Below are 25,238 nucleotides of genomic sequence, written 5' to 3'. Positions count from 1 at the left end.
CGGATCGCCCCGTCACGGCCTTATTTCACGGGTGCCTGCGACACCCAGTCCGGGTGACCGGGCATCGGCGGGGTCTTCGCGCCGTAGAGCCAGGCCTTGAAGAAGTCGCTCAGGTCGCGGCCGGAGATCGCGGAGGCGAGGTCCTCGAAGTCGGCGGTGGTGGCCGTGCCGTCCCGGTGGACGCTCACCCAGGTGCGCTCCAGGCGCTCGAAGGCGGGACGGCCGATCTCCTGGCGCAGGGCGTAGAGGACCAGGGCGGCGCCGTCGTAGACGTTGGGGCGGAAGATGCTGATCTTGTGGCCGGGCGCGGGTGCCTTGGGGAGCGCGGGCGGTCCGCCGGCCGCTCGCCAGCCGTCGGAGGCGCCATAGGCGGCCTTCATCCGCGTCTCCATGGGCCTGTCGGCCTTCTCCTCCGCATACAGCTCCTCGTACCAGGTGGCGTGGCCCTCGTTGAGCCACAGGTCGGACCAGGCGCGGGGGCTGACGCTGTCGCCGAACCACTGGTGCGACAGCTCGTGCACCATGATCGACTCGACGTACCACTTGGGGTAGGCGGGTTCGGTGAAGAGATCTCTCTCGAAGAGAGAGATCGTCTGGGTCTCGAGTTCGAAGCCGGTGGACGCGTCCGCCATGAGCAGCCCGTACGTCTCGAAGGGGTAGCGGCCGACCTTGCTCTCCATCCAGGCGATCTGGTCGGGGGTCTTCTTGAGCCACGGTTCGAGCTGCTTGGCGTCCGCGGCGGGCACGACGTCGCGCATCGGCAGGTCGTGCGGCCCGGTGCGGTGCAGTACGGCGGAGCGGCCGACGGACACCTGGGCGAGTTCGGTGGCCATGGGGTGCTGGGTGCGGTACGTCCAGGTGGTGTTCGCGCCGTCCTTGTCGACGCCGGCCGGCAGTCCGTTGGCGACGGCCGTGTAGGCGTTGGGCGCGGTGACCCGGATGGTGAACATCGCCTTGTCCGAGGGATGGTCGTTGCACGGGAACACCAGGTGCGCGGCATCGGCCTGGTTGGCCATCGCGAGGCCGTCCTTGGTGCGCACCCATCCGCCGTCCTGGCCCTTGACGGAGACGGGGTCGCTGGTGTGCCGCACGGTGATCCGTGTCCAACTGCCCTGGGCCAGCGGCTCCTCGGGCGTCACCACGAGATCCTCGCCGGCACTGGCGAAGGCGGCCGGCCGCCCGTCGACCTCGACCGAGTCCACGGTGCCGTGCGCGAAGTCGAGGTTGATCCGGTCCAGGGACTCCGTGGTCCACGCGTCGATGGTGGTGACGGCCTGGAGCGGCTTGCTGTTGGTGCCGGGATAGGTGAAGGAGAGGTCGTACGACGCCACGTCGTAGCCCGGGTTGCCCAGGTCCGGGAAGAGGCGGTCCCCGACGCCCAGGGGCGTGGGCGGAGCGCTCGCGGCGACGAGGCAGACGGACACGGCGGAGGCGAACAGGGCCGCCTTCAGCCGTCGGGGAGCCCTGGTACCGGCCCCAGGGGTGGCGGTGCGGGGGGTGAGCAGCATGGACCACCGCTACCAGCGCGCGCGTACCGCACGTCGACGACTCGCGCCCGTCCCACTCGAACGAGGTCTTCCGGGGGCCCACGGAGCGCCGGGCACGCCGGAGCGCGCAAGCGGGCGCGTGCCCCGAGAGGCCGCGGGCGCGCGGTCCTGAACCGGGCTCAGAAGGCCGTCGTGTGGTGCTGCGCCCGGCTCACGTCGTAGACGCCCGGCACATTGCGCATCGCCCGCATGAGGGCCGGGAGGTGGGCGGCGTCCGGAAGTTGGAGGGTGTAGGTGTGGCGGACGCGCTGCTGGCTCGGGGGTTCGACCGTCGCCGAGACGATCTCGGCGCCCTCCAGGGCCATGGCCTCGGTGAGGTCGGCCAGCAGATGGGGGCGGCCGAACGATTCGGCTACCAGCGTGACCCGGCACTCGGTGGTGTCGCCCCAGCGCACACCGACCTCCGCGCGCCCCACGCTCTTCATGTGCGCCACCGCGCTGCACTCGACGCGGTGGACGGTCACGACCCCGCCGCGCACCGAGAATCCGGTGACCTCGTCGGGCGGTACGGGCGTGCAGCAGCCGGCGAGCCGTACGGTCGCGCCGGGCTGGTCGACGACAGGGGTGGCGGGGTTGCTGGTGGGGGCGTCTTCGGCGGCGGGGGGCGCCGATCGCACGGTCTGCGTGCCCCGGTCCGCCGCGTTCGCCTCGGCGCCCTCTCCGTCCCCGCTGCCCGGGTGCGCCGCGAGCCACCGCTGGATGGCGATCCGGGCGGCGGGCGTGTGCGCGTGCTCCAGCCACTCCCTGGAGGGCTCGGAGGCCGGGTCCTGGCCCATGAGGGGCTGGACGGTGTCGCCGTCCCGCAGAACGGTGCTGAGGGTCGCCAGGCGGCCGTTGACGCGGGCGCCGATGCAGGCGTGGGCGTCCTCGCCGTACTGCGCGTACGCGGCGTCCACACAGGTCGCGCCGTCGGGCAGGCCCAGCGTGCCGCCGTCGGGCCGGAACACGGTGATCTCGCGGTCCTGGGCGAGGTCCTCGCGGAGCGTCGACCAGAAGGTGTCGGGGTCGGGCGCGCCCTCCTGCCAGTCCAGGAGACGGGAGAGCCAGCCGGGCCGGGTGGGGTCGGCGCGCTCCCCGTCGGCTGCGGCCTGCTGCTCCTCCGAAGGAGGAGCGTAGGGATTGCCGAGCGCGATGACGCCGGCCTCGGCGACCTTGTGCATCTGGTGGGTGCGGATGAGGACTTCGACGACCTGGCCGTCCGTGTGGGCGACTGCGGTGTGCAGCGACTGGTACAGGTTGAACTTCGGTACGGCGATGAAGTCCTTGAACTCCGAGACGACGGGCTTCAGGCAGGTGTGCAGTTCGCCGAGGACGCCGTAACAGTCCGCGTCCTCGTTGACGAGCACCAGGAGGCGGCCGAAGTCGGCGCCGCGCAGCCTGCCGCGCTTGCGGGCGACGCGGTGCACGGAGACGAAGTGCCGTGGCCTGATGAGGACTTCGGCCTGGATGTCGGCGTCACGCAGGACGGTGCGCACCTCGTCGGTGACCTCGGCGAGCGGGTCGTCCGCGCGGGAGGCGTTGTCGACGATCAACTCGCGTGTGTGGTCGTACTCCTCGGGGTGGAGGATCGCGAAGACGAGGTCTTCCAGTTCGGTCTTGAGAGCCTGGACGCCGAGCCGTTCGGCGAGCGGGATGAGGACGTCCCGGGTGACCTTGGCGATACGGGCCTGCTTCTCGGGGCGCATCACACCCAGGGTGCGCATGTTGTGCAGGCGGTCGGCGAGTTTGATCGACATCACGCGGACGTCGCTGCCGGTGGCGACGAGCATCTTGCGGAAGGTCTCGGGCTCGGCCGCGGCGCCGTAGTCGACCTTCTCCAACTTCGTTACGCCGTCGACGAGATAGCGCACCTCGGCGCCGAACTCCTCGCCGACCTGATCAAGCGTCACCTCCGTGTCCTCGACGGTGTCGTGGAGCAGAGAGGCCGTCAACGTCGTGGTCTCGGCGCCGAGTTCGGCGAGGATCAGGGTCACGGCGAGGGGGTGCGTGATGTACGGCTCGCCGCTCTTGCGCATCTGGCCGCGGTGCGAGGACTCGGCCAGGACCCAGGCGCGGCGCAGCGGTTCGAGGTCGGCGTCGGGGTGGTGGGCGCGATGCGCCTCGGCGACATGGCCGATCGCGTCGGGCAGCCGGTCGCGGGCGGTGGGACCGAGCAGGGCGGCCCGGCCGAGCCGACGCAGGTCGATCCGGGGGCGGGCCTTCCTGCGGGGCGCTGTGTTGGTCACAGGGCCTGGGCTCGCAGGGTTCGTTGCCTCCGCACTCATGGGCACCTCCGGCTGCTTGACCGGCGGACGGGTGCCCCATGGCGTACTCGGCTCAGGGGATCTTCGATCCCCCGTCCGGGCCGGTGCTTGATGCTACCGAGCCCACCACGTGCGACTGACCGCCTCTCGCCGAGCGTGAAACGGATCACCCATTCGAGCGAAGGTCGGGAGGTTTACGGTTTTGCGCCACACGCTCCCGGGTCGGCCGTGCTTTCCGGCCGACCCGGCCGCCGGAGACTTCGGATCAGTGCCTCAGGGGCGGCCGGGGCTGCGAATCACCCGTTCAGCGGATGGCGTTTTCCAGCCACTCGGCATCGATCTCGCCCTCGGCGACGATCACCGCGGGACCGGTCATCTCGATCCTGCCGTCGGGCCACTCGGTGATCACCAGCGTTCCCCCGGGTACGTCGACGGTGTAGGTCGCCCGCGTTCCGGTGACCGCGGGGTCGGCGCCGTCGCGCCGGGCGGCGGCCACGGCGACCGCGCACGCGCCCGTGCCGCACGACCGGGTCTCGCCCGCGCCGCGCTCGTGCACCCGCATGGCCACATGGCCGGGGCCCCGGTCGACCACGAACTCGACGTTCACGCCCTCCGGGTAGGCGCCGGCCGGGCTGAAGGGGGGCGGGGAGTACAGGTCACCCGCGTGCGCGAGGTCGTCGACGAAGGCGACCGCGTGCGGGTTGCCCATGTTCACGTTCCGCGCGGGCCAGCTGCGCTCGCCGACGCTCACCGTGACGTCCCCTTCGGGGAGAAGCGCCTTGCCCATGCCGACCGTGACGTCACCGTCCTTGGCGAGGTGAACGGTTTTGACTCCCCCGCGCGTGGCGACCGTGATGTCCCCTGCGGCCACATGTCCGGCGCGCTGGAGATAGCGCGCGAACACACGCACTCCGTTGCCGCACATCTCGGAGACCGAGCCGTCGCCGTTGCGGTAGTCCATGAACCACTCCGCCTCGGCCGCCATGTCCCGTGCCTCGGGGTGCGCGGCGGACCGCACGACATGCAGCAGTCCGTCGCCGCCGATGCCCGCGCGGCGGTCGCACAGGGCGGCCACGGCGGCCGGGGACAGGTCGATGACGTTCTCGGGGTCCGGGACGATCACGAAGTCGTTCTCGGTGCCGTGCCCCTTGAGGAAGGCGATCCGCGTGCTCATTCCTCGATCGTACGGGGTGGCTACGACATCCCGGCGACCAGTTGTGACCGACCTCGACGGCCGACGCGACCGACCTCCCCGACTGCTGCGACCGACGTCGGCGGCTAGCGGAGCCTGGCCACGCGCCACACGGCGAGCACCACGACCACGGCCACCAGCAGGGCGTAGGCGATGACGACCCGCCAGTCCAGGCGGCGACCCGAGCCGCGCTGCGGGAAGCCGGGCCAGGTGTGGCCGACGCGGCGGGCCGCGGTCATGCCCCAGCCGGCCGCACAGGAGCAGATGAGCAGGCCCAGCATGGCGATCACGGCCCCGCTGTCGCCGAAGTCGAAGGCGAGCGGGAAGGCGAACATCAGGGAGCCGACGGCGGCCAGGGCCACGATGGGGGCGAGCTGCCAGATGCGCAGGCGACGCTGCGGGCGCAGCTCGACCTCGACCTCGGGTCCCGCGTACATCTCGTCGGGCCCGGGACCGTCGGCGGTCACGCCGCCCTGGATCTCGTCCGGGCCGTCCGGGCTCAGTCGGCCGTCGACCTCTTCCGGTTCACCACGGTCCGCGGTGACCTGCTCAGCGCCTTCTGCGGTGTCGCGAGGGCCGGCCTCCATCGCCACGCGCCCTCCCAACTCGGACTCCACTTGGTCGATCGAAGCTCGATGATGGCACGCCCCCGGAGGCCGCAACGGCGGCCGGAGCGTCCCGATGCCATGACGTGATCAGGCTGTGACCGGTCGTTCGACCAACGCCAGTGCCAGGTGCGGAAGTTCTGTGAGATCGGCCGCAGCCCCACTCAACCAGTGCACCCGGGGATCGCGTCTGAACCACGAATCCTGGCGGCGCGCGAAGCGCTTGGTGGCCCGCACGGTCTCCGCGCGCGCCTCCTGTTCCGTGCACTCCCCCGCGAGCGCCGCGAGCACCTGCTGATAGCCGAGCGCGCGGGACGCGGTGACCCCCTCGCGCAGGCCCCGCGCCTCCAGCTCCCGCACTTCGTCGACGAGCCCCGCGCCCCACATCCGGTCGACCCGACGCGCGATGCGCTCGTCGAGTTCGGGGCGGGCCACGTCGACGCCGATCTGGACGGTGTCGTAGACCGAGTCGTGGCCCGGGAGGTTGGCCGTGAAGGGTTTGCCGGTGATCTCGATGACCTCCAGGGCGCGGACGATACGGCGGCCGTTGCTGGGCAGGATCGCGTGCGCGGCCTCGGGGTCGGCGGCGGCCAGGCGGGCGTGCAGGGCTCCGGAGCCGCGCAGTGCGAGGTCCTCCTCCAGGCGGGCCCGGACCTCGGGGTCGGTGCCGGGGAACTCCAGGTTGTCGACGGCCCCGCGCACGTACAGCCCGGAGCCGCCGACCAGGATCGGCCAGCGGCCCGCGGCGAGCAGGGCGTCGATGTGCTCGCGGGCGAGGCGCTGGTACTCGGCGACGGACGCCGTGACGGTCACGTCCCAGATGTCCAGGAGGTGGTGCGGGATGCCGCCGCGCTCCTCGGGCGTCAGCTTGGCGGTGCCGATGTCCATCCCTCGGTAGAGCTGCATGGAGTCGGCGTTGACGACCTCGCCACCTAGACGCTGGGCCAGGAAGACGCCCAGATCGGACTTTCCGGCCGCAGTCGGTCCGACGACGGCGATGACTCGGGGGGCGGGGGGTGCGCTGCTCACGTTCACAGTCTCCCAAACACCGGACCCCGCCTCGAACGAGTTACGTGACGGCACTCGTGCGGAGTCGTTGCCCGTTGCGAGATGTCCCGCCGCCGGTTTCTGGAGGCGGCGCCCCGGGTGACGCAAACGGACGCACCGGGCTACGCGGGATTTCGCCCGCACGAGTAACGTATGGAGTTGATATGGGCGTTTTTGACCGACTTCTTCGGAGGTCGAAGGCCACGGAGGACGCGTCGACCGCCGACACGCAGGCCGGCGCGGAGACGGCCGAGGACCTCACGGCCGAAGTGGCGGACGAGGTGTCGGAGACCGAGGCGGGGGCAGACGCCCAGGAAGCGGTGGAGACGACGGCGACGGAGGCCGTCGGGGCCGCGGACGGAGTCGAGATCCCCAAGCAGCAGTCCGCCGAAGTGGCCGCCGACAACGGGGCCGGTGAAGGCGCCCGCACGTAACCACCCCGCGTGGAAGGTGAACCATGGGTCTGATGGACAGTTTCAAGGCCAAACTCGCCCCGGCGAAGGACAAGGTCTCGGGCCTCGCACAGCAGCACGGAGGCAAGATCGGGAGCGGCCTCGACAAGGCCGCGAAGATGGTCGACGAGAAGACCAAGGGCAAGTACAGCGACAAGATCCAGACGGGCACGGGCAAGGCCAAGGACGCCATGGACCGACTCGCGCACAAGGACGACACGGGGAGCGCGGGAAGCACGGGGACGGAGCGCGGCGGCACGACCACACCGCCGGACTCGCCCCCGCCAGCCACCTGACCGGCACCCGCACACCGATCGGCGGACGGCCGCGGAGCGCTGGCTCCCCGGCCGTCCGCCGTTTCGCGGCTGCACCACGTTCAGGGCCGCACCGCGCCTACGACCAGGTCGCGACCACGTATCCGACGCCGTACGGTGCGTCCTCGTACAGCAGCGCGCCGTCGAGGTCCGCGCCCTCCGCCGCGCCCGCGAGGACCTGCCAGGGGGCACGGCCGGAGGCCTTCAGCTCGTACGCCAGCTCGGCGTCCAGCGCCTTGAGGGCGGACACGTCCGCCGCTCCCAGCGCACGCGCGATCTCGGCGTCGAAGGGTGCCGCGCGCTCGTCGAGATAGCCCGGCGCCTTCAGCGTCCGGCACGCGCTCGCGTCGCCCATCACCAGCAGGGCCACCCGCTCGGCCCGCGCGACGATGTCCCTCCCGGCTTGGATACACCGCTCGGCCGCGAGAGGTTCCCCCACACCGAGCCCCTCGATCGGGGCGTCGGACCACCCGGTCCGCTCCAGCAGCCACGCGGCGACGGCGAGCGAGGGGGGAAGCGACCGCTCCGACACGGCGGCCCCGTCCCTCCCGAGCCGTACGTCGAGGTCCACTCCGAAACCGCGGAACGACCCCCGGGTGCCTTCGGGATGCGGCCCGCGCCCGCTCTGCCCGGCGGGCCCGACGACCACCAGACGGTCCGGCCGGGCGGCGGCGAGCACCCCGAGCGCATCGGTGCACGCGGCACGCGCGGCGTCCATCTCGGAGGCGGCACCGGCGGCGACATCGGGGACGAGAAGCGGGGGGCAGGGGCAGACGGCGGCGGCTACGAGCATGGCCGGAACACTAACAAGGAGCACCGGCGGTCCAGCCGGCCACGCCGTCCGGCACCGGGACGCGAGTCCCACCCGCACGCCTCAGCCTCGCCCCCGGCCTCTCACCATCGCTGGACAGCCGCCCCGTCAGTCGCAGCCGCAGCCGCTCCCCGTGGCGACCGGCAGCGGCGCGGGGGCGCCGATCTTCGGGAGGCCCAGCATCACGCCGGCCGGCTTGGCGGCCTCGGCCGCGTTCCGCTTCTCCCAGGCGTCGCCCGCGCGCGTGGAACGCACGTTCAGGGTGGGGCCCTCGGCGAGGAGGTGGTGCGGGGCGGCGTAGGTGATCTCGACCGTCACCACGTCACCGGGGCGGACCTCCTGGTCCGGCTCGGTGAAGTGGACGAGGCGGTTGTCGGGGGCACGTCCGGAGAGGCGGTGGGTGGCGCCGTCCTTGCGGCCCTCGCCCTCGGCGACCATCAGCTCCAGGGTGCGGCCGACCTGCTTCTTGTTCTCGTCCCAGGAGATCTCCTCCTGGAGGGCGACCAGACGCATGTAGCGCTCCTGGACGACCTCCTTGGGGATCTGGTTCTCCATGGTCGCGGCCGGAGTGCCGGGCCGCTTGGAGTACTGGAACGTAAACGCTTGCGCGAAGCGGGCCTCGCGGACCGCGTGCATCGTCTGCTCGAAGTCCTCCTCGGTCTCCCCGGGGAAGCCCACGATGATGTCCGTGGTGATGGCGGCGTGCGGGATGGCCGCGCGGACCTTGTCGATGATCCCCAGGTAGCGCTCCTGACGGTAGGAGCGCCGCATGGCCTTGAGGATCACGTCCGAGCCGGACTGCATGGGCATGTGCAGCTGCGGCATCACGTTCGGCGTCTCGGCCATCGCGGCGATGACGTCGTCGGTGAAGTCACGCGGGTGCGGGGACGTGAAGCGAACCCGCTCCAGGCCGTCGATGGTCCCGCAGGCACGCAGCAGCTTGCTGAAGGCCTCGCGGTCGCCGATGTCGGAGCCGTACGCGTTGACGTTCTGGCCGAGCAGGGTGATCTCGGAGACGCCCTCGGCGACCAGGGCGTCGATCTCGGCGAGGATGTCGCCGGTGCGGCGGTCCTTCTCCTTGCCGCGCAGCGCCGGGACGATGCAGAAGGTGCACGTGTTGTTGCAGCCGACGGAGATCGACACCCAGGCCGCGTAGGCACTCTCGCGCCGGGTCGGCAGCGTCGAGGGGAATGCCTCCAGGGACTCCGCGATCTCGACCTGCGCCTCTTCCTGGACGCGTGCGCGTTCCAGCAGGACGGGCAGCTTGCCGATGTTGTGCGTGCCGAAGACGACGTCCACCCAGGGCGCCTTCTTCACGATGGTGTCGCGGTCCTTCTGGGCGAGGCAGCCGCCGACGGCGATCTGCATCCCGGGGCGCTTGGTCTTCATCGGGGCGAGGCGGCCGAGGTTGCCGTAGAGCCGGTTGTCGGCGTTCTCGCGCACCGCGCAGGTGTTGAAGACGACGACGTCGGCGTCGCCGTCCGACCCTTCGGGTGCGCGGACGTAACCGGCGCCCTCCAGGAGCCCGGAGAGCCGCTCGGAATCATGGACGTTCATCTGGCACCCGTAGGTGCGCACTTCGTACGTTTTGACGTCCACTGCCTCGCTCCGGTCACCGCTGCTCATGCGACAAGGGTAGGCGGTGCCGGGAGTGACTCTTTCTGCGGCTGAGAACCGCCGTGGCTCAGGTCACTCGGAGCTACGGCCGGAATCCGGAGTTCCGGCGGGCCGACCGCCGCTCCACCCCTGTCTGCGCAGCACCCCCGGCACATCCGGCGTCTCGTAGTGCTCGCCCTTGAGGACCTTGCCGTCGGCCCGGCGGGCGATCTCGCCGTCCGGGCCGATCTTGGTCATGTTGGAGCGGTGGACCTCGGCGATCACCGCGTCGAGGTCTATGCCGTGGACGAGGGCCGTGCCGTACGCGACATAGACGACGTCGGCCAGTTCGTGCGCCAGTCGGTCGAGGGGGCCGTTCACCGAGACCTCGGCGACCTCCGCGGCCTCCTCGGCGAGCAGCTCGCCGCGGTGGGCGGCGAGGTCGGGGGCGACCTCGGTGGGTGTGCTGCGGGCGTCGAGCCCGAAGGCGAGGTGGAATTCGCGGACCAGGTCGGCGGGCGAAGAACTCATGCCACGACCCTAACGGCCGCCACTGACACCACCGGCCCGCGAGCCCGGCCCTGGTCAGTACCGCTCAAGGGCTGGCAGGATCGCGCGCATGCTCAAGGTGTTCTCCCGTATCAGCAGGCGCCGGGCCCTGACGGGCGCGGCGGCCGGCTTCGTCGTGTTCGGGCTGCTGCTGTGGTGGCTGCTGCCACTGGGGGACGAGCCGCCGACCGGGACGATCACCTTCAGCACCGGGACACCGCTCGGGGTCTACCAGGAGTACGGCAAGCTGCTGCGCGCCGAGCTCGACAAGGACATGCCGGGCCTCACGGTGAAGCTGGTGAACAGCGCCGGGTCGCAGGAGAACGTCGCGCGTGTGGCGACCGGTCACGCCGACTTCACCATCGCCGCGGCCGACGCGGTGGAGACGTACGAGGAGGACGGCAAGCCGGGTGCCGCCGGGCTGCGTGGGATCGCGCGGCTCTACGACGACTACGTCCAGCTCATCGTCCCGCGCGACTCGGACATCAACTCGGTCGCCGATCTGCGGAACAAGCGGGTGGCCATAGGGCCGGACCGCTCGGGTGTGCGCCTGATCGCGAACCGGGTGCTCACGGCGGCCGGCATCGACCCGGAGAAGGGCGTCAAGCCGGTGGCTGCCGGCATCGACACCGGACCGGACCTGCTCAAGCGGGGCAAGCTCGACGCCTTCTTCTGGTCCGGCGGGCTCCCGACGGACGGCCTGAAGGACCTGGCCGCCCACTACGCGTTCCGGTTCGTGCCGATAGAGGCCACCCTCGTGGCGAAGATGCACGAGCAGGGCGACGCCACCCGCTACTACCGCGCCACCAACATGCCGGAGTCGGCCTACCCCGACATCCAGCGGGGATCCACGGTGCCCACCATCGCCGTCTCCAACCTGCTGATGACCCGCAAGGACCTGAACCCCAGACTCACCGAGTGGATCACCAAGACCGTGATCAAGAGCCGGGACGGCATCGGCGCGCATGTGCATTCCGCTCAGCTGGTGGACCTGCGCACGGCGATCTACACCGACCCCCTGGTCCTGCACGAGGGCGCCCGGCGCTACTACCGCTCCGTCAAACCGTAGGCGCAGAGGGGCCGTTGGCGCCCGCTCAGGCCGTCGGCCCGCTCCTGGGCACCGACACGGTCACCTTGAGCCCGTGCGGCTCGTGGTGGTCGTACGTCAGGGAGCCACCGCCCGCGGCCAGCAGGACCTGGGAGATGGACAGGCCGAGGCCGGAGCCCTTGATGTTCTGGTGCCGGCCGCTGCGCCAGAAGCGGTCGCCGACGCGGGCGAGTTCTTCGTCGGTGAGGCCCGGGCCCTGGTCCGTGACGACGACGGTGGAGGTCTCGCCGTTCGACGCGACCGTCACCTCGACGCACTGGTCCTCGGGCGTGAACTTCACCGCGTTGTCGATCACCGCGTCCAGGGCGCTGGAGAGCGTGACCGGGTCGGCCCAGGCGGTGGTGGGCGGACAACTGCCCACCAGGCGCACGCCCTTGGCCTCGGCGGTCGGGGACCAGGAGGCGACGCGCTCGGCGGTCAGCGCCCCGATGTCGGTGATCCTGAGGTCCGCTTCCGCGTGTTCGGCCAGGGCCAGGTCGAGCAGGTCGTCCAGGACCTGGGTCAGGCGTTTGCCCTCGGTGCGGACCGAGGCGATCTCGTCGTTGTCCTCCGGCAGTTCGAGCGCGAGCAGTTCGATGCGCAGCAGCAGCGCCGAGAGCGGGTTGCGCAACTGGTGCGAGGCGTCGGCGACGAAGGCGCGCTGCTGCTCCAGCACGTCCTCGACGTTGTCCGCCATCTCGTTGAACGAACGGGCCAGGCGCTGGAGTTCCGGCGGCCCGCCGGCCGCGGCGACCCGGGACTTGAGGCGTCCGGTGGCGATGTCGTGGGTGGTGGCGTCGAGCACACGCACGGGCCGCAGGACCCAACCGGTCAGCCGTAGAGCCGCGCCGACGGCCAGCAGCATGGCGCCGATCTCCCCCGCGCCGATCGTCAGCCAGCCGCGCAGGGTCCGTGAACGCATCGGCCCGGTGGGCGAGTCGGTGACGACGACCGCGATGACGTCGCCGTCCCGGATGACCGGCGAGGCGACGACCAGGCGGTGGCGCTGCCAGGGCCAGACCTGTTCCGGGTCGTGGCTGCGGCGGCTGAGCAGGGCCTCGTCGAAGGCGTCACGGACCTCGCCGGTCTTGGGGAGCAGGAAGTCGTCCGGTGCGTTCGCCATGGAGGTGTCGGTGCGGTAGAAGACGCCCGCGCGGATGCCGTAGACCTCGTAGTAGCTGGCGAGTTCGCGGTCCAGGGTCTGCTGGCGTTCGTCCGGGACCATGTCTGCGGGGCGGCTGCCCGTGGGCGTGTCGGTGACGAACTGGGCGAGCGCGGCGAACCGCGCGGTGTCGTCGATACGGTCGACGATCACCTTCTGCTGCTGGGCCGCGGCGACGCTGATGGCAAGCGGAACGCCGAGGGCGAGCAGAACGGCCGCCATCAGGACGATGAGCAGCGGGAGGAGACGTGTGCGCACCCGGGCCCGCTACGCGGCCGGGGCGACGAGCCGGTAGCCGACGCCTCGTACGGTCTCGATCAGCGCGGGCATCCGCAGCTTGGCGCGCAGGGACGCGACATGTACCTCCAGGGTGCGTCCCGTGCCCTCCCAACTGGTGCGCCACACCTCGCTGATGATCTGCTCCCGCCGGAAGACCACCCCGGGACGCTGTGCCAGCAGTGCCAGCAGGTCGAACTCCTTGCGGGTCAGTTGGACGACCGAACCGTCCACGCTGACCTGGCGGGTGGGCAGTTCGATGCGCACCGGGCCGAGCCGCAGCGCGGTGTCGCCGCCCCCGGTCACGTCCTCGTGGACGCTGCGCCGGCTGACGGCGTGGATGCGGGCCAGCAGCTCCCCGGTGTCGTACGGCTTCACCACGTAGTCGTCGGCTCCGAGGTTGAGGCCGTGGATGCGGGAACGCACGTCGGACCGCGCGGTCACCATGATCACCGGAGTGCTGGTGCGCTTGCGGATCTTGCCGCAGACCTCGTAGCCGTCCTGATCGGGCAGACCGAGGTCGAGGAGAACGACGCCGAAGACATCGCCCTCGGGGACGAGCGCCTGGAGGGCCTCCTCGCCGCTGCGGGCATGGGTGACGTCGAAGCCGTGCCGCGCCAGGACCGCGGACAGAGCGGCGGCGACATGGTTGTCGTCCTCGACGAGGAGCAGTCTCATCCCGGCCCCCTCCGGTTCATCGTTCGTATGGTCTCGGCCTGTACGAAAGCACGTCTCACGCGCGCGTGCACCCAGGCAGTCACGCTGATGGACGAAGACGCCGTCAAGGGGGTTCCGGTTGCGCGCGGTTTTCCGTTACGCAGCCGGTACACCTCCTCGCGACAAGTGCTACGGCACGTGTCCCGATTGCTATCCGATCGTGATGCTCAGATCTCGCTCAGATGTGATGACGCTGTTCGTAAGGCCTCACTACTGTCCTCCGCAACCGACGAGGACGGAGCCAGCAAGCGATGACCAAGGTATCGGTGGCCAAGGAAGACGCGGTCCCGACGGGCGAACTGGTCGTCCTGAAGAGCGTCAACAAGCACTTCGGCGCGTTGCACGTACTCCAGGACATCGATCTGTCGATCGCCCGCGGTGAGGTCGTCGTGGTGATCGGCCCCTCCGGGTCCGGAAAGTCCACGCTGTGCCGCACCATCAACCGCCTGGAGACGATCGACTCGGGTGCCATCGCGATCGACGGCAAGCCGTTGCCCCAGGAGGGCAGGGAGCTGGCCCGGCTGCGTGCCGACGTCGGGATGGTCTTCCAGTCCTTCAACCTCTTCGCGCACAAGACGGTGCTCGAGAACGTGATGCTGGGCCAGGTCAAGGTCCGCAGGGCCGACAAGAAGCAGGCCGAGGAGAAGGCCCGGGCACTCCTCGACAGGGTCGGCGTGGCCACCCAGGCGGACAAGTACCCGGCGCAGCTGTCCGGCGGTCAGCAACAGCGGGTCGCCATCGCGCGGGCGCTGGCCATGGACCCCAAGGTGATGCTCTTCGACGAGCCCACCTCGGCACTCGACCCGGAGATGATCAACGAGGTCCTGGAGGTCATGCAGCAGCTGGCCCGGGACGGGATGACGATGATCGTCGTCACCCATGAGATGGGCTTCGCGCGTTCGGCGGCCAACCGCGTGGTGTTCATGGCCGACGGCCGCATCGTCGAAGAGGCCGTGCCCGACCAGTTCTTCAGCAACCCGCGCAGCGACCGGGCCAAGGACTTCCTGTCGAAGATCCTGCACCACTGACGACCACCCGAGAACGCCCAAGAGCACCGAAGAACAACGGCAGAACCCAAGAGCACCGAAGAAGGCCGACAGCCGGCCGCTGACGGCCCGTCGACGACGGGCGGCCGCCGACTGCCGCTGCGATCCCGCACGCCCTCAGAGCCACCGTCCCGCGCCCTGACGGGCCCTCATCTCCCCACCAGCCAAAGGATGTTCATCATGAAGCTTCGCAAGGTCACCGCCGTCGCAGCCACCGCGCTCGTCCTCTCGCTCGCCGCGACGGCCTGCGGGAGCAGCGACAAGGACGACTCCGGTTCGGGTTCCGGGGGCGGCGGCAAGATCAAGGTCGGCATCAAGTTCGATCAGCCGGGCCTCGGCCTGAAGCAGCCGGACGGGAGCTTCGCCGGTTTCGACGTGGACGTGGCGACCTATGTGGCCGGGCAGCTCGGCTACAAGCCCACCCAGATCGAGTGGGTCGAGACCAAGAGCGCCGACCGCGAGAACGCCCTGGCGCGCGGTGACGTCAAGTTCATCGCGGCCTCGTACTCCATCAACGACGAGCGCAAGCAGAAGGTCGACTTCGCCGGCCCCTACCTGCTGGCCCACCAGGACCTGCTGGTCAAGAAGGACTCGACGATCGCCAAGGGCACGGACCTCAACGGCAAGAAGCTGTGTTCCGTGACCGGTTCGACCTCGGCGCAGAACATCCACGACACGATCGCCCCTAAGGCCAACCTCCGTGAGTACAGCGGCTACTCGGAGTGCATCGCGGGCCTGCAGAGCGGCGCCGTGGACGCGGTGACCACCGACGACTCGATCCTCGCGGGCTTCGCCTCGCAGGACAAGTACAAGGGTCAGTTCAAGCTCGCCGGCCTCAAGCTCAGCAACGAGAACTACGGCATCGGCGTCAAGAAGGGCGACTCTGCGACCGTCACCAAGATCAACACCGCGCTGGAGAAGATGGTCAGCAGCGGCGCCTGGCAGACGGCGGTCACCAAGAACTTCGGCCCGGCCGGGTACAAGAACGAGCCCGCCCCGAAGATCGGCGACATCGTCAAGTAACCCTGGAAATCGCCCGTAAGGCAGGCCCCATACCCGGAAGCGCGGGAGATCGTGTTCGACTTTCTTCAAGGTTATGACGTCCTAGGGGCGTTCTGGATGACGGTGAAACTCACCGTCATCTCCGCCCTCGGCTCCCTGGTCTGGGGCACACTGCTGGCCGGAATGCGGGTCAGCCCGGTCCCCCTGATGCGTGGCTTCGCCACCTTCTACGTCAACACCGTCCGGAACATCCCCCTGACGGTCATCATCGTCTTCACCTCACTCGGCCTCGCCGACATCTTCGGCGTGACGATGGGCGCGTCCGACGACTTCAAGGTGCAGGGTTTCCGACTCGCACTGCTGGGTCTCATCGCCTACCACGCGGCCTTCGTCTGCGAGGCGGTGCGCTCCGGCATCAACACCGTGCCTGTCGGACAGGCCGAGGCGGCCCGCGCCATCGGACTGAGCTTCAGTCAGGTACTGCGGATCGTCATCCTTCCGCAGGCGTTCCGCGCGGTCATCACACCGCTGGCCAACGTACTGATCGCCCTCACCAAGAACACGACCGTGGCGGCGGCGATCGGTGTCGCCGAGGCGGCCGCCCTGATGAAGTCGATGATCGAGAACGAGGCCCAGACGGTCGCCATCGGTGCGGTCTTCGCGTTCGGCTTCGTGGTACTGACCCTGCCCACCGGCCTCTTCCTCGGCTGGCTGGGCAAGCGACTGGCGGTGAAGCGATGACCTCCGTCCTCTACGACGCGCCCGGCCCCCGCGCCAAGCGGCGCAACGTGCTCCTGACCGTCGTCTTCGTCGTCCTGCTCGCCGCGTTCCTGTGGTGGATCTGGCGGACGATGGACGACAAGGGCCAGCTGAAGTGGGCCCTGTGGCAGCCGTTCACCACGTCGGACGCCTGGACGACGTATCTGCTGCCCGGCCTGGGCACCACCCTGAAGGCCGCCGCGCTCTCCATGCTGATCGCCCTCCCCCTGGGCGCGGTGTTCGGCATCGCCCGGATGTCCGACCACCGATGGGTGCGCATACCGGCCGGCGTGGTGGTCGAGTTCTTCCGGTCGATCCCGGTCCTGCTGATGATGCTGTTCGCGAACGAGTTCTATGTCCGCTCCACGAACATCGGCAGCGAGGATCGGCCTCTGTACGCGGTCGTCACCGGCCTGGTGCTCTACAACGCCTCGGTGCTCGCCGAGATCGTCCGGGCGGGCATCCTGTCCCTCCCCAAGGGGCAGACGGAGGCCGCGTACGCGGTCGGGCTGCGCAAGGGCCAGACGATGACGAGCATCCTGCTCCCGCAGTCCGTCACGGTCATGCTGCCGGCGATCGTCAGCCAGCTCGTGGTGATCGTGAAGGACACCGCGCTGGGCGGCGTGATGCTGGGCCTCACCGAGCTGCTCAACTCGCGCAGCACCCTCGCGGCCAACTACGCCAACGTGGTGGCGAGTTTCATCGTCGTCGGGTTCATCTACATCCTGCTGAACCTCGTTCTCACGACCTTCGCGAGCTGGCTGGAGCGCAGGCTGCGGCGCAGCAAGAAGAGCACGGGCGCGACCGTCGCCCTCGAAGACGCCACCGGGCTCAACCCCTCGCAGGTGGGGGGCGGCTTCGGGACCGGCGCAGGCGGCACGATCTGATGATCGGTCATATGGCATGAACGACACGGAGGCAGTGGCATGATCGCCACTGCCTCCGTCACTTGACGCAAGCACCGGCAATGGGTTGCATACGTTCTGTGATCGTGCACCCTGCTCCAACTTCCTGTTCACATGCGTCCCCGAGGACACCGTCACGGGCAGGGGGCGCCGCACCGTGGACCCGGTGATCATCGTCGGAGCGGGGCCCGTGGGGCTCACGCTCGCCCTGGCGCTGGCGCGGCAGGAGGTGCCCTCCGTCGTCCTCGACGAGGGACCCGGCAAGGACGAACCGCGCCCCGCGCGGACCGTCGTCCTGCGCGAGGACACCGCGGCGCTGCTGGAGCGGCTGACCGGTGTCCCGCTCGCCAAGGCCGGTTTGCACTGGGCCGGATGGCGGTCGATGCGGCGCAAGCAGGTGATGCGCGAGATCACGTTCGACGACACCGAGCCCGCCCCCCTGCACATCGCCCAGCACGTACTGACCGGCGCCCTGCGCCAGGCACTCGCGGGCGAGCGGCTGGTGAAACTCGCCGTGGACAACCGCCTCGACGCGGTCGAACAGGAACCCTCGGGCGTCACCGCCCACACCCGCGGCCCCCAGGGCACCTGGTGGCGCGGCAGTTACCTGGTGGGCTGCGACGGCCCGCGCTCCACCGTGCGCAAGCTCCTGGACATCCGCTTCCCCGGCCGTACGGCGGTGGAGCGACACGCCGTGGCCGCGCTGCGCACGGAACTTCCGTGGCCCGACGAGGCGTTGTTGCACCGGGTGCCGCCGTGGCGGACATCCGGGCCCTCGGCCGGGGAGGTCACCGGGCGCCCCCTCCCGGACGGTGTGTGGCGCCTGGACTGGCTGCTGCCGCCGGGCAAGGACCTGGTCACGCCCGAGCTGCTGCTCACCCGTATCCGGGAGACCCTCGCGGGCTGGACCGAGGGCCCGACACCGCCGTACGAGCTGCTCGACACCGGCGTGCACACCGTGCACCACCGGCTGGCGCGCCGGTGGCGGGTGGGGCGGGTGTTTCTCGCCGGGGACGCGGCGCATCTGCTGGGAGCTCTCGGTACGCAGGGGCTGGACGAGGGGCTGCGGGATGCCGACAACCTCGCCTGGAAGCTGGCGCCGGCCTGGCACCACGGGCCGCACGAGGCGCTGCTCGACAGCTATCAGGCGGAGCGGCGGGCGGTGGTCGCGGCCCGGCTGCGCGCCGCGGACCAGGCGCTGCCGTTGGTGCGCGGCGGTGCCGGGCTGCGCGCGGTCGTGCCCGGCTCGGCCCGCGGCCACGACTCGCTGCTCACGGACGGTCACTTGGGGCGCGGCGCGCTCGGTGCGCCGGGGGCGTACGCCGACTCGCCGCTCGCGCCCCGGCACATCGAGGGCGAGGTTCCCGTCGACACCCCGCCCGGGGCGCCGGTCACCGATGTCCGGGTCACCGCGGAGGACGGCTCCTCCGTACGGCTGCGGGACCGCCTCGGGCGGGGTGCCCTGCTGGTCGTACTGGTCGCACCGGGCACGGGCGTGTGGGAGCGCAAACACTGGGTGACCGCCGGGGTCATGCCACGCCTGGCAGCGGCGGTCACGGCGCTGCCGCACCCGGCCGAGCTGCTGGTCGCCGAGAGCTACCCGGGCGCCGCCGCCCACACGGTCCTGCTCGTACGGCCCGACGGACACCTGGTCACCGCGCTGAGCGGGGTGCGGCCGGCCGATCTGTACGCGGCGGCCGAGGCGACCCTTGGCGGCCCGGCGAGGACGGAGGCCACGGCCGGCTCGCGCTGAGACCTCCGTGCGCCAACTGTCCACATAGTGACTCTGAGTTGACCCGCATGCACCGCCGTGCTGTACTCCGGATCATGACCGACACCTCTGTCCACCTCTGGCGGAAGGTCCATCTGGACCTCCTCCGCTACGTGGGCTGCGTCTGTCACGTCTCCTGCTGAATTCGCATCTCTCTCACTCGCGCGCGCCCTTTCTGTGGGCCCGCGCGCGCCTTCGCGAACACTCATCAGGACGGTGCACGTGTCTGTATCCCCCTCTGCCTCCGTGTCCCCCGCCGCGCCCGCCCATGCTCCGACGCAGGCGGACCTGCTCGACTTCGTACGGAGTACGGCCGCCGACGCCGAACTCATCGCCTCGCTCCCCCTCGATCCCGAGGGCCGCACGTGGGTGCGGCTCAAGGGGCCCGGCGGCAGCGAGGCCTGGCTGATCGGCTGGCCGCCCGGCAGCGGGACGGGCTGGCACGACCACGCCGACTCGGTGGGCGCGTTCCTCACCGCCGCCGGCAAACTCAAGGAGAACTCGCTCGCCGCCCGGCTCCCGAGCCACGGCTGGAAGACCCTCGAACTGGAGGAGGGCGTGGACCGCGAGCGGCGGCTGCCGGCCGGCAAGGGCCGCGCCTTCGGCCACCACCACGTCCACGAGGTGCTCAACGAGTCCACCGAAGAGCACGCGATCTCCGTCCACGCCTACTACCCGCCGCTGCCGCAAATCCGCCGCTACAGCCGCACCGGCCCGGTGCTGCGCCTGGAGCAGGTCGAGCGCCCGGAGGACTGGCAGTGAGTGCCCTGCGCGAACAGCCGCCCGGTACAGACGAGTTGCTGGAGCGGGTCCGCGCGGACTATCGGCGGATCGAGGCCAGGGAGGCATACGACGCCGCCCGCGACGGCACGGCTCTTCTGGTCGACATCCGTTACGCGGCACTGCGCGACGGGGACGGGCTCATCCCCGGCGCGCTGGTCGTCGAGCGCAACGAACTGGAGTGGCGCCTCGACCCCCGGGGCAGCCACCGCGTCCCCGAGGCCACCGGCCACGACCTGCGCGTCGTGGTGATCTGCAACGAGGGCTACGCCTCCAGCCTGGCCGCCGCGTCCCTGCACCGACTGGGCCTGCACCGCGCGACGGACCTCGTCGGCGGCTTCCAGGCCTGGAAGGCGGCGGGACTGCCTGTCACGTCGTAGACACGGTGTCCATGACGTGACAGTCCGGCTCCCGTCTCCGCTCACAGTCCGTCGGAGGGGCAGTAGAGCGGGGCGGTGTCCGCGTTGGCCTTCGTGACCAGGCGGGCCGGCGTCGTGGCGATCTTCTCCACCTTCTCCTCACGGAGAAGGCTGATGGCGTTGGTGACGGCCAGTTCGCCCGGGAAGGCGAGGAATCGGGTGAGTACGGTGCGGGCGCCGGCCGGTGTCTCGGCTTCGGGGCGCTTGTAGCGGTTGAGGAGGGCGATGTACTCCTCGAAGAACGCGCCGAGTTCGGGCAGCGTCAGCCGGATGATGCCGCGCGAGTACGGGAAGGCGTCCGCCCACGGCCCGGTCTCGGCGGCGACCCGCTGGAACTGCTCGAAGAGCTCCAGATCGGCGGCGTACGCATGGTGGTTGAACTCGTCCATGACGTGCCGCATCTCGGCGCTCTGGCGACTGCGCGGCGGGAAGCGACGGTCACCAGGAACGGCCCGCCACCAGCGCTCTCGACCGTGACCGTGGTCGGGGCCGTGGTCGGGTGCACGCCCCGCCTCAGTCTCCTCGACGAAGCCGTAGCGGGCGAGTTCACGCAGGTGGTAGCTGGTGGAGCCGGTGTTCAGGCCCAGTGCGCGGGCGAGTGTGGCCGAGGTCGCGGAGCCGTGCAGGGTGAGGTGCTGAAGCATGCGCTGTCGGCGGGGCTGTGCGAGCGCCTTCAGCGTGGCGAGGTCGGAGAGTTCGACCGGCGCGGGTGTCGCCGCGCTGTGCTGGGCGGGCGTCTCCGCACCAGGTGGGCAGGGTTCCTGTGCCATGCGTACACAGTCGTTTGTGCACAGGTGTCTGTGCACTGTGACAATCCGGCGTCTTCAACGGGGGGTTGGCCCTACCTGAAGGATCTGCCAGTGGTGGCCTGAACGCGGTCGGCGCCCCCGCGCGTCCACCGTGTTCAGGCCGTGTGCACCACCGACAAGCCGGAGCCGGACAGGAACCGGATGGGTACCCGGACAGGAACCCGGATCAGTACCCCTCGTCCCCGAGGAACTCCGTGTCCTCGCCCTCTTCTTCCAGTGCCTGCCGGACCACCCTGAGGGCCATGCCCTGGGAGTAGCCCTTGCGGGCCAGCATGCCCGCGAGGCGCCGTAGCCTCTTGTCGCGGTCGAGGCCCTGGGTGGACCGCAGCTTGCGGTCCACCAGTTCGCGTGCCGTCGCCTCTTCCTGCTCGGAGTCGAGCTGGGAGACGGCCTCGTCGATCAGCGTGGAGTCGACGCCCTTGGTGCGCAGTTCCTGGGCGAGCGCGCGTCGCGCCAGTCCCCGGCCGTGGTGCCGGGACTCCACCCAGGCGTCCGCGAACGCACCGTCGTTGATCAGTCCGACCTCCTCGAACCGCGACAGCACCTCGTCGGCGACCTCGTCCGGGATCTCCCGCTTGCGCAGGGCGTCCGCGAGTTGCTTGCGGGTGCGCGGGTTCCCGGTGAGCAGGCGCAGACAGATGCCCCGCGCCCGCTCGGCCGGGTCCGCCGGCGGCTCCTCCTTCTCGGCCCTCGACGAGGAGAAGTCACCCCCGTCCTCTCCGGACGACTCTCCGAAGCCACGACCACGGCGCCCACGCCTTCCGCGTGCGCCGTCACCACGCGCCGTACCCCCGCGTGAGCCGCCCTCCCGTGAACCGCCTTCCCATGAACCGCCCCCGCCGCGCGCTCCGCGGCTGCGGCGTGAACCGTGGCCGGGTGCGTCGTCGTCGGTCGATCTCCCTTCGGGCGAAGTGCCGTCGGGCGCCGAGCTTCTGAAGGGCCGACCGCTACCCGCCGACCCATCGCCGGGCTCCGGGCCGCCGAACGGCGGACCGGACTCACCGGCGAAGCCGAAGCCGCCGGCCGACCACTCGCCGCCCGGCTCGCCGCCGTACGGCCCGTCCGTGCCGTACGGCTCCTCGGGTACGCCGTCCGCACCGTAGGCCGGGCCGTCACCGCCTCCCCCAGGCCCCTGCGGGGCGCCGGGATACGCGTACTCGGCCCAGTCCGTTCGTCGTGTCACGGGTCAGCTCTTGGCTGTCGTGGCCTTGGCCTTGGTGGTCTTGGCCGCAGCCGCCGGAGCGGGCACCGCCTTGGCGGCGTCGTCCGTGGCGGTGGTGACCGCCGCGTCCGCGGCCGGCTCGGCGGTGGGCTTGTCCTTCTCCGGACGGACGCCCACGCCCAGCTTCTCCAGGATCTTCTTCTCGATCTCGTTGGCCAGGTCGGGGTTGTCCTTCAGGAAGTTGCGCGCGTTCTCCTTGCCCTGGCCGAGCTGGTCGCCCTCGTACGTGTACCAGGCGCCGGCCTTGCGGACGAAGCCGTTCTCCACACCCATGTCGATCAGGCCGCCCTCGCGGCTGATGCCGTGGCCGTAGAGGATGTCGAACTCGGCCTGCTTGAAGGGTGGGGCGACCTTGTTCTTGACGACCTTGACGCGGGTGCGGTTGCCGACCGCGTCCGTGCCGTCCTTCAAGGTCTCGATACGGCGGATGTCGAGTCGTACCGAGGCGTAGAACTTCAGCGCACGGCCACCCGTCGTGGTCTCCGGGGAGCCGAACATCACGCCGATCTTCTCGCGGAGCTGGTTGATGAAGATGGCGGTGGTCTTGGACTGGTTGAGCGCGCTGGTGATCTTCCGCAGGGCCTGGCTCATCAGACGGGCCTGCAGACCGACGTGGCTGTCCCCCATCTCGCCCTCGATCTCCGCGCGCGGGACGAGTGCCGCGACGGAGTCGATGACGATGAGGTCGAGGGCGCCGGAGCGGACCAGCATGTCCACGATCTCCAGGGCCTGCTCGCCGTTGTCCGGCTGGGACAGGATCAGGTTGTCGATGTCGACGCCGAGCTTCTTCGCGTACTCGGGGTCGAGTGCGTGCTCCGCGTCCACGAACGCGACCTGGCCGCCGGCCCGCTGGGCGTTCGCCACCGCGTGCAGGGTCAGGGTCGTCTTGCCGGAGGACTCCGGGCCGTAGACCTCCACCACTCGGCCGCGCGGCAGACCGCCGACACCGAGGGCGACGTCGAGTGCGGTCGACCCGGTGGGGATGACCTCGATGGGCTCGTTCGGCCGCTCACCGAGGCGCATCACCGCGCCCTTGCCGAACTGCCGTTCAATCTGCGCGAGAGCGGCGTCCAGTGCCTTCTCGCGGTCGGTTCCTGCCATGGGTTCCACCCGATTTGCTTGAGTCGATCGCTTCACGTCAAAGACGCTAACGCCTGCCACTGACAATGCGCCCCGACGCCCGTCCGGCCTGTGGATAACTCGGGCACTTCGCCATCAATAGCCTGCCGAAATGCCCGCCATGGCCTCGCCGGAGCTTCCATAAGAATGGATGTTCGATTTTCGTGTCAAGCGCACCACGCGGCACTCACGTCATCTACGCCGTCCGGCGACACTGCCGCGACCGACAGCCGGGGTTGGCCTTGTTCAGGGGCAGGCCCGGCCCTTCCGGCCATGAGCAGTGATGACGATGTCCTCCTCACGGAGCAGCCGGCCCACTACCACGCGGTGGCGGCCGAGTACCACCACCCCTATACGGAACGGGAAGAACTGCGGCGGCTGCCGACCGTGGTCGACGGCCTTCCGGTCGGCGAAGACGTGCCGGAGCCTGCCTGCGAAACGGGGCAATGGACCGTGGGACTCGCCGCCCGGGCCCGGTAGGTGACAGCCGTCGACGCGGCGGCCGAGGTACTGGCCATCGCCTGTGCGCGGGTTCCCTTCCTCAATGTCCGGTTCCTTCAGGCCGACCTGTTCACGTTGCGGCCGTCGCGGCGCTACGACACGGTGTTCTTCGCCTTCTGGCTCTCCCACGTTCCGCCGGCGCGGTTGCCCGAGTTCTGGAGCACCGTCGCCGCCTTGCTCGCATCGGGTGGTGAAACGATCTCCGTCGACGACGGACCGGCCGCTGTCGCAGGCGAGGACGGCGTAACGGACGGCCCTGTCCCCACGGTGCTGCGCCGACTCGACGACGGCCGTCAGTACCGCGTCGTGAAGGTGTTCCATGACGCCCGGACCCTCGCGGAAGACCTCACGGCCCTGGGCTGGGCGGTCAGGGTCCGGTCCCTGGAGGGAGGCATCGTCGGCATCGCGGAACCACCGGCCGACCCCATCTGCCCCTGCGTATTCCTCAAGGAACCGAGAACCCTACTTCCGTCGGCGTACGGCCGGTGTCTTCGGTCGTACGACGACTGCGCGGCGAGTTCCCGCGAGGCTCGGGCCATGACCCGGGCCATGAAGAACCACGTACGCCCCGCCGAGCGTCTCTGCCATGCGACCGGTGCCCTGCTCATCCTCTCGGGGTTGGTGCATCTGGTGGTGTTCGCGGTCGACGGCGGCCCCTGGTACGGGCCCGTCTCCTGGCGCAAGCCCGTCACGTTCGGGCTCTCCTTCGGGGCGACGCTGATCGCGGTCACCTGGGTGACGTCGTATCTGCGTGTCGGGGCCAGGCTGCGCACCGTCCTGCTCGTCGTGTTCGCCGCCGACTGTGTGGTGGAGGTCGGCGGCATCACCCTTCAGGCGTGGCGCCGGGTGCCGTCGCACCTCGACACGGAGACGCCCTTCGACACGGCGGTGTCCATGACGCTCGCGGTGGGCGGCGCTGTCCTCGTGGTGCTGCTCACCGTGTTCGCGGTGGCGTCCTTCCGGCACCGGCCGACGGGTCCCACGGGGATGGCGCTCGCGGTGCGTTCCGGGTTCGCGATCCTGCTCGTCGCGCTGGCCTCGGGCGCCGCGATGATCGCGCGCGGGGTGGTCCTCGCCCGAACCGGTCACCAGGAGGCGGCGTACCAATCGACGGCCCCGCTCAAGCCGTTGCACGGGGTGAGCCTGCACGCCGTCCTGGTCCTGCCGGCCCTGGCCTGGCTGCTGTCCCGCACGTCCTGGAGCGAGGTGGTACGGCTGCGGGCCGTGGCGGTGGCCGTCGGCTGCTACGCCGTCGCGGTGGCCGGGGCGGGAGTGTGGGCGGTGTTCACGTACTGACCGCGACACCC

The 25,238-nt window shown here is 70.4% G+C and carries 25 protein-coding genes and 1 pseudogene; 13 read left to right on the top strand and 13 right to left on the bottom strand.

The window, feature by feature from the left end; all coding sequences use genetic code 11:
• Positions 1 to 20: 20 nt before the first annotated feature.
• From AB0I51_RS32140 to miaA, 5 genes are all read right to left on the bottom strand, one after another.
• The gene (locus AB0I51_RS32140) at positions 21 to 1,508 is read right to left on the bottom strand and encodes a M1 family metallopeptidase (protein WP_362981213.1); all 1,488 of its coding nucleotides are present in this window, start codon (positions 1,506 to 1,508) and stop codon (positions 21 to 23) included.
• A 158-nt stretch (positions 1,509 to 1,666) separates the two neighbouring features.
• Complete coding sequence (locus AB0I51_RS32135; RefSeq protein WP_362981211.1) at positions 1,667 to 3,811, bottom strand: HD domain-containing protein; 2,145 nt, start codon at positions 3,809 to 3,811, stop codon at positions 1,667 to 1,669.
• Positions 3,812 to 4,094: 283 nt separating this feature from the next.
• Positions 4,095 to 4,964, bottom strand: a complete 870-nt coding sequence (gene dapF / locus AB0I51_RS32130; RefSeq protein WP_362981209.1) for a diaminopimelate epimerase — start codon at positions 4,962 to 4,964, stop codon at positions 4,095 to 4,097.
• A 104-nt stretch (positions 4,965 to 5,068) separates the two neighbouring features.
• The gene (locus AB0I51_RS32125; protein WP_362981342.1) at positions 5,069 to 5,569 is read right to left on the bottom strand and encodes a hypothetical protein; all 501 of its coding nucleotides are present in this window, start codon (positions 5,567 to 5,569) and stop codon (positions 5,069 to 5,071) included.
• A 108-nt stretch (positions 5,570 to 5,677) separates the two neighbouring features.
• The gene (gene miaA, locus AB0I51_RS32120; protein ID WP_362981207.1) at positions 5,678 to 6,616 is read right to left on the bottom strand and encodes a tRNA (adenosine(37)-N6)-dimethylallyltransferase MiaA; all 939 of its coding nucleotides are present in this window, start codon (positions 6,614 to 6,616) and stop codon (positions 5,678 to 5,680) included.
• A gap of 182 nt (positions 6,617 to 6,798) precedes the next feature.
• On the opposite strand from miaA, the gene AB0I51_RS32115 reads away from it, so the two are divergent.
• Both AB0I51_RS32115 and AB0I51_RS32110 read left to right on the top strand, forming a co-directional pair.
• Positions 6,799 to 7,068: a hypothetical protein gene (locus AB0I51_RS32115; protein WP_362981205.1), complete on the top strand. Its 270-nt coding sequence runs from the start codon at positions 6,799 to 6,801 to the stop codon at positions 7,066 to 7,068.
• Between the two features lie 23 nt (positions 7,069 to 7,091).
• Positions 7,092 to 7,382, top strand: a complete 291-nt coding sequence (locus tag AB0I51_RS32110) for an antitoxin (RefSeq protein ID WP_362981203.1) — start codon at positions 7,092 to 7,094, stop codon at positions 7,380 to 7,382.
• A 97-nt stretch (positions 7,383 to 7,479) separates the two neighbouring features.
• Here AB0I51_RS32110 and AB0I51_RS32105 read toward each other — a convergent pair whose 3' ends face one another.
• From AB0I51_RS32105 to AB0I51_RS32095, 3 genes are all read right to left on the bottom strand, one after another.
• A complete protein-coding gene (locus AB0I51_RS32105) occupies positions 7,480 to 8,193 on the bottom strand; it encodes a class III extradiol dioxygenase subunit B-like domain-containing protein (RefSeq protein ID WP_362981201.1) in 714 nt (237 codons plus the stop codon).
• A gap of 126 nt (positions 8,194 to 8,319) precedes the next feature.
• Complete coding sequence (gene miaB / locus AB0I51_RS32100; protein WP_362981199.1) at positions 8,320 to 9,837, bottom strand: tRNA (N6-isopentenyl adenosine(37)-C2)-methylthiotransferase MiaB; 1,518 nt, start codon at positions 9,835 to 9,837, stop codon at positions 8,320 to 8,322.
• A 63-nt stretch (positions 9,838 to 9,900) separates the two neighbouring features.
• Positions 9,901 to 10,338 carry a MazG nucleotide pyrophosphohydrolase domain-containing protein gene (locus tag AB0I51_RS32095; protein ID WP_362981197.1) on the bottom strand — a complete coding sequence of 146 codons (438 nt, stop codon included), beginning with the start codon at positions 10,336 to 10,338 and terminating at the stop codon, positions 9,901 to 9,903.
• Between the two features lie 88 nt (positions 10,339 to 10,426).
• Between AB0I51_RS32095 and AB0I51_RS32090 the strand changes: the two genes are divergently transcribed.
• Positions 10,427 to 11,425 (top strand): TAXI family TRAP transporter solute-binding subunit, encoded by a 999-nt coding sequence (locus tag AB0I51_RS32090; protein WP_362981195.1) that lies wholly within the window; start codon positions 10,427 to 10,429, stop codon positions 11,423 to 11,425.
• A 25-nt stretch (positions 11,426 to 11,450) separates the two neighbouring features.
• Here the strand turns inward: AB0I51_RS32090 and AB0I51_RS32085 are convergent, their stop codons facing one another.
• On the bottom strand, positions 11,451 to 12,863 hold the full coding sequence (locus tag AB0I51_RS32085; protein WP_362981193.1) for a HAMP domain-containing sensor histidine kinase: 1,413 nt from the start codon (positions 12,861 to 12,863) through the stop codon (positions 11,451 to 11,453).
• Positions 12,864 to 12,872: 9 nt separating this feature from the next.
• Positions 12,873 to 13,559 carry a response regulator transcription factor gene (locus AB0I51_RS32080; protein ID WP_362981192.1) on the bottom strand — a complete coding sequence of 229 codons (687 nt, stop codon included), beginning with the start codon at positions 13,557 to 13,559 and terminating at the stop codon, positions 12,873 to 12,875.
• Positions 13,560 to 13,849: 290 nt separating this feature from the next.
• Here AB0I51_RS32080 and AB0I51_RS32075 point away from each other — a divergent pair, with 290 nt between their 5' ends.
• The 7 genes from AB0I51_RS32075 to AB0I51_RS32045 all read left to right on the top strand — a co-directional run bounded on the left by AB0I51_RS32075 (position 13,850) and on the right by AB0I51_RS32045 (position 20,241).
• Positions 13,850 to 14,626 carry an amino acid ABC transporter ATP-binding protein gene (locus tag AB0I51_RS32075; protein WP_362981190.1) on the top strand — a complete coding sequence of 259 codons (777 nt, stop codon included), beginning with the start codon at positions 13,850 to 13,852 and terminating at the stop codon, positions 14,624 to 14,626.
• A 198-nt stretch (positions 14,627 to 14,824) separates the two neighbouring features.
• On the top strand, positions 14,825 to 15,667 hold the full coding sequence (locus AB0I51_RS32070) for a glutamate ABC transporter substrate-binding protein (protein WP_362981188.1): 843 nt from the start codon (positions 14,825 to 14,827) through the stop codon (positions 15,665 to 15,667).
• 51 nt (positions 15,668 to 15,718) lie between these two features.
• A complete protein-coding gene (locus AB0I51_RS32065) occupies positions 15,719 to 16,387 on the top strand; it encodes an amino acid ABC transporter permease (protein ID WP_362981186.1) in 669 nt (222 codons plus the stop codon).
• Entirely contained in the window at positions 16,384 to 17,292 is a 909-nt protein-coding gene (locus AB0I51_RS32060; RefSeq protein WP_362981184.1) for an amino acid ABC transporter permease, read from the top strand. Before AB0I51_RS32065 ends, AB0I51_RS32060 begins: the two co-directional genes overlap by 4 nt.
• A gap of 175 nt (positions 17,293 to 17,467) precedes the next feature.
• A complete protein-coding gene (locus AB0I51_RS32055; RefSeq protein ID WP_362981182.1) occupies positions 17,468 to 19,063 on the top strand; it encodes an FAD-dependent monooxygenase in 1,596 nt (531 codons plus the stop codon).
• Between the two features lie 240 nt (positions 19,064 to 19,303).
• Positions 19,304 to 19,843: a cysteine dioxygenase gene (locus AB0I51_RS32050; protein WP_362981180.1), complete on the top strand. Its 540-nt coding sequence runs from the start codon at positions 19,304 to 19,306 to the stop codon at positions 19,841 to 19,843.
• Positions 19,840 to 20,241: a rhodanese-like domain-containing protein gene (locus AB0I51_RS32045; protein WP_362981178.1), complete on the top strand. Its 402-nt coding sequence runs from the start codon at positions 19,840 to 19,842 to the stop codon at positions 20,239 to 20,241. The genes AB0I51_RS32050 and AB0I51_RS32045 overlap by 4 nt, the downstream gene beginning before the upstream one ends.
• A gap of 41 nt (positions 20,242 to 20,282) precedes the next feature.
• Here the strand turns inward: AB0I51_RS32045 and AB0I51_RS32040 are convergent, their stop codons facing one another.
• From AB0I51_RS32040 to recA, 3 genes are all read right to left on the bottom strand, one after another.
• The gene (locus tag AB0I51_RS32040) at positions 20,283 to 21,050 is read right to left on the bottom strand and encodes a helix-turn-helix domain-containing protein (protein WP_362981176.1); all 768 of its coding nucleotides are present in this window, start codon (positions 21,048 to 21,050) and stop codon (positions 20,283 to 20,285) included.
• A 205-nt stretch (positions 21,051 to 21,255) separates the two neighbouring features.
• Positions 21,256 to 22,272, bottom strand: a complete 1,017-nt coding sequence (gene recX / locus AB0I51_RS32035) for a recombination regulator RecX (protein WP_362981174.1) — start codon at positions 22,270 to 22,272, stop codon at positions 21,256 to 21,258.
• A gap of 3 nt (positions 22,273 to 22,275) precedes the next feature.
• Positions 22,276 to 23,412, bottom strand: a complete 1,137-nt coding sequence (gene recA / locus AB0I51_RS32030) for a recombinase RecA (protein WP_362981172.1) — start codon at positions 23,410 to 23,412, stop codon at positions 22,276 to 22,278.
• 291 nt (positions 23,413 to 23,703) lie between these two features.
• On the opposite strand from recA, the gene AB0I51_RS32025 reads away from it, so the two are divergent.
• The 3 genes and pseudogenes from AB0I51_RS32025 to AB0I51_RS32015 all read left to right on the top strand — a co-directional run bounded on the left by AB0I51_RS32025 (position 23,704) and on the right by AB0I51_RS32015 (position 25,227).
• Positions 23,704 to 23,910, top strand: coding sequence for a hypothetical protein (locus AB0I51_RS32025; RefSeq protein ID WP_362981170.1), 207 nt, complete (start codon positions 23,704 to 23,706; stop codon positions 23,908 to 23,910).
• Positions 23,911 to 24,111, top strand: a pseudogene (locus tag AB0I51_RS32020) (class I SAM-dependent methyltransferase); the annotation flags it as partial.
• 357 nt (positions 24,112 to 24,468) lie between these two features.
• Positions 24,469 to 25,227 carry a hypothetical protein gene (locus AB0I51_RS32015; RefSeq protein WP_362981340.1) on the top strand — a complete coding sequence of 253 codons (759 nt, stop codon included), beginning with the start codon at positions 24,469 to 24,471 and terminating at the stop codon, positions 25,225 to 25,227.
• Positions 25,228 to 25,238 lie beyond the last annotated feature (11 nt).

The organism is Streptomyces sp. NPDC050549, from assembly GCF_040655035.1.
Lineage (GTDB): Bacteria > Actinomycetota > Actinomycetes > Streptomycetales > Streptomycetaceae > Streptomyces.
The sequence above is the reverse complement of the archived record's forward strand: the minus strand, read 5'-3'. Positions and strand labels throughout refer to the sequence as shown.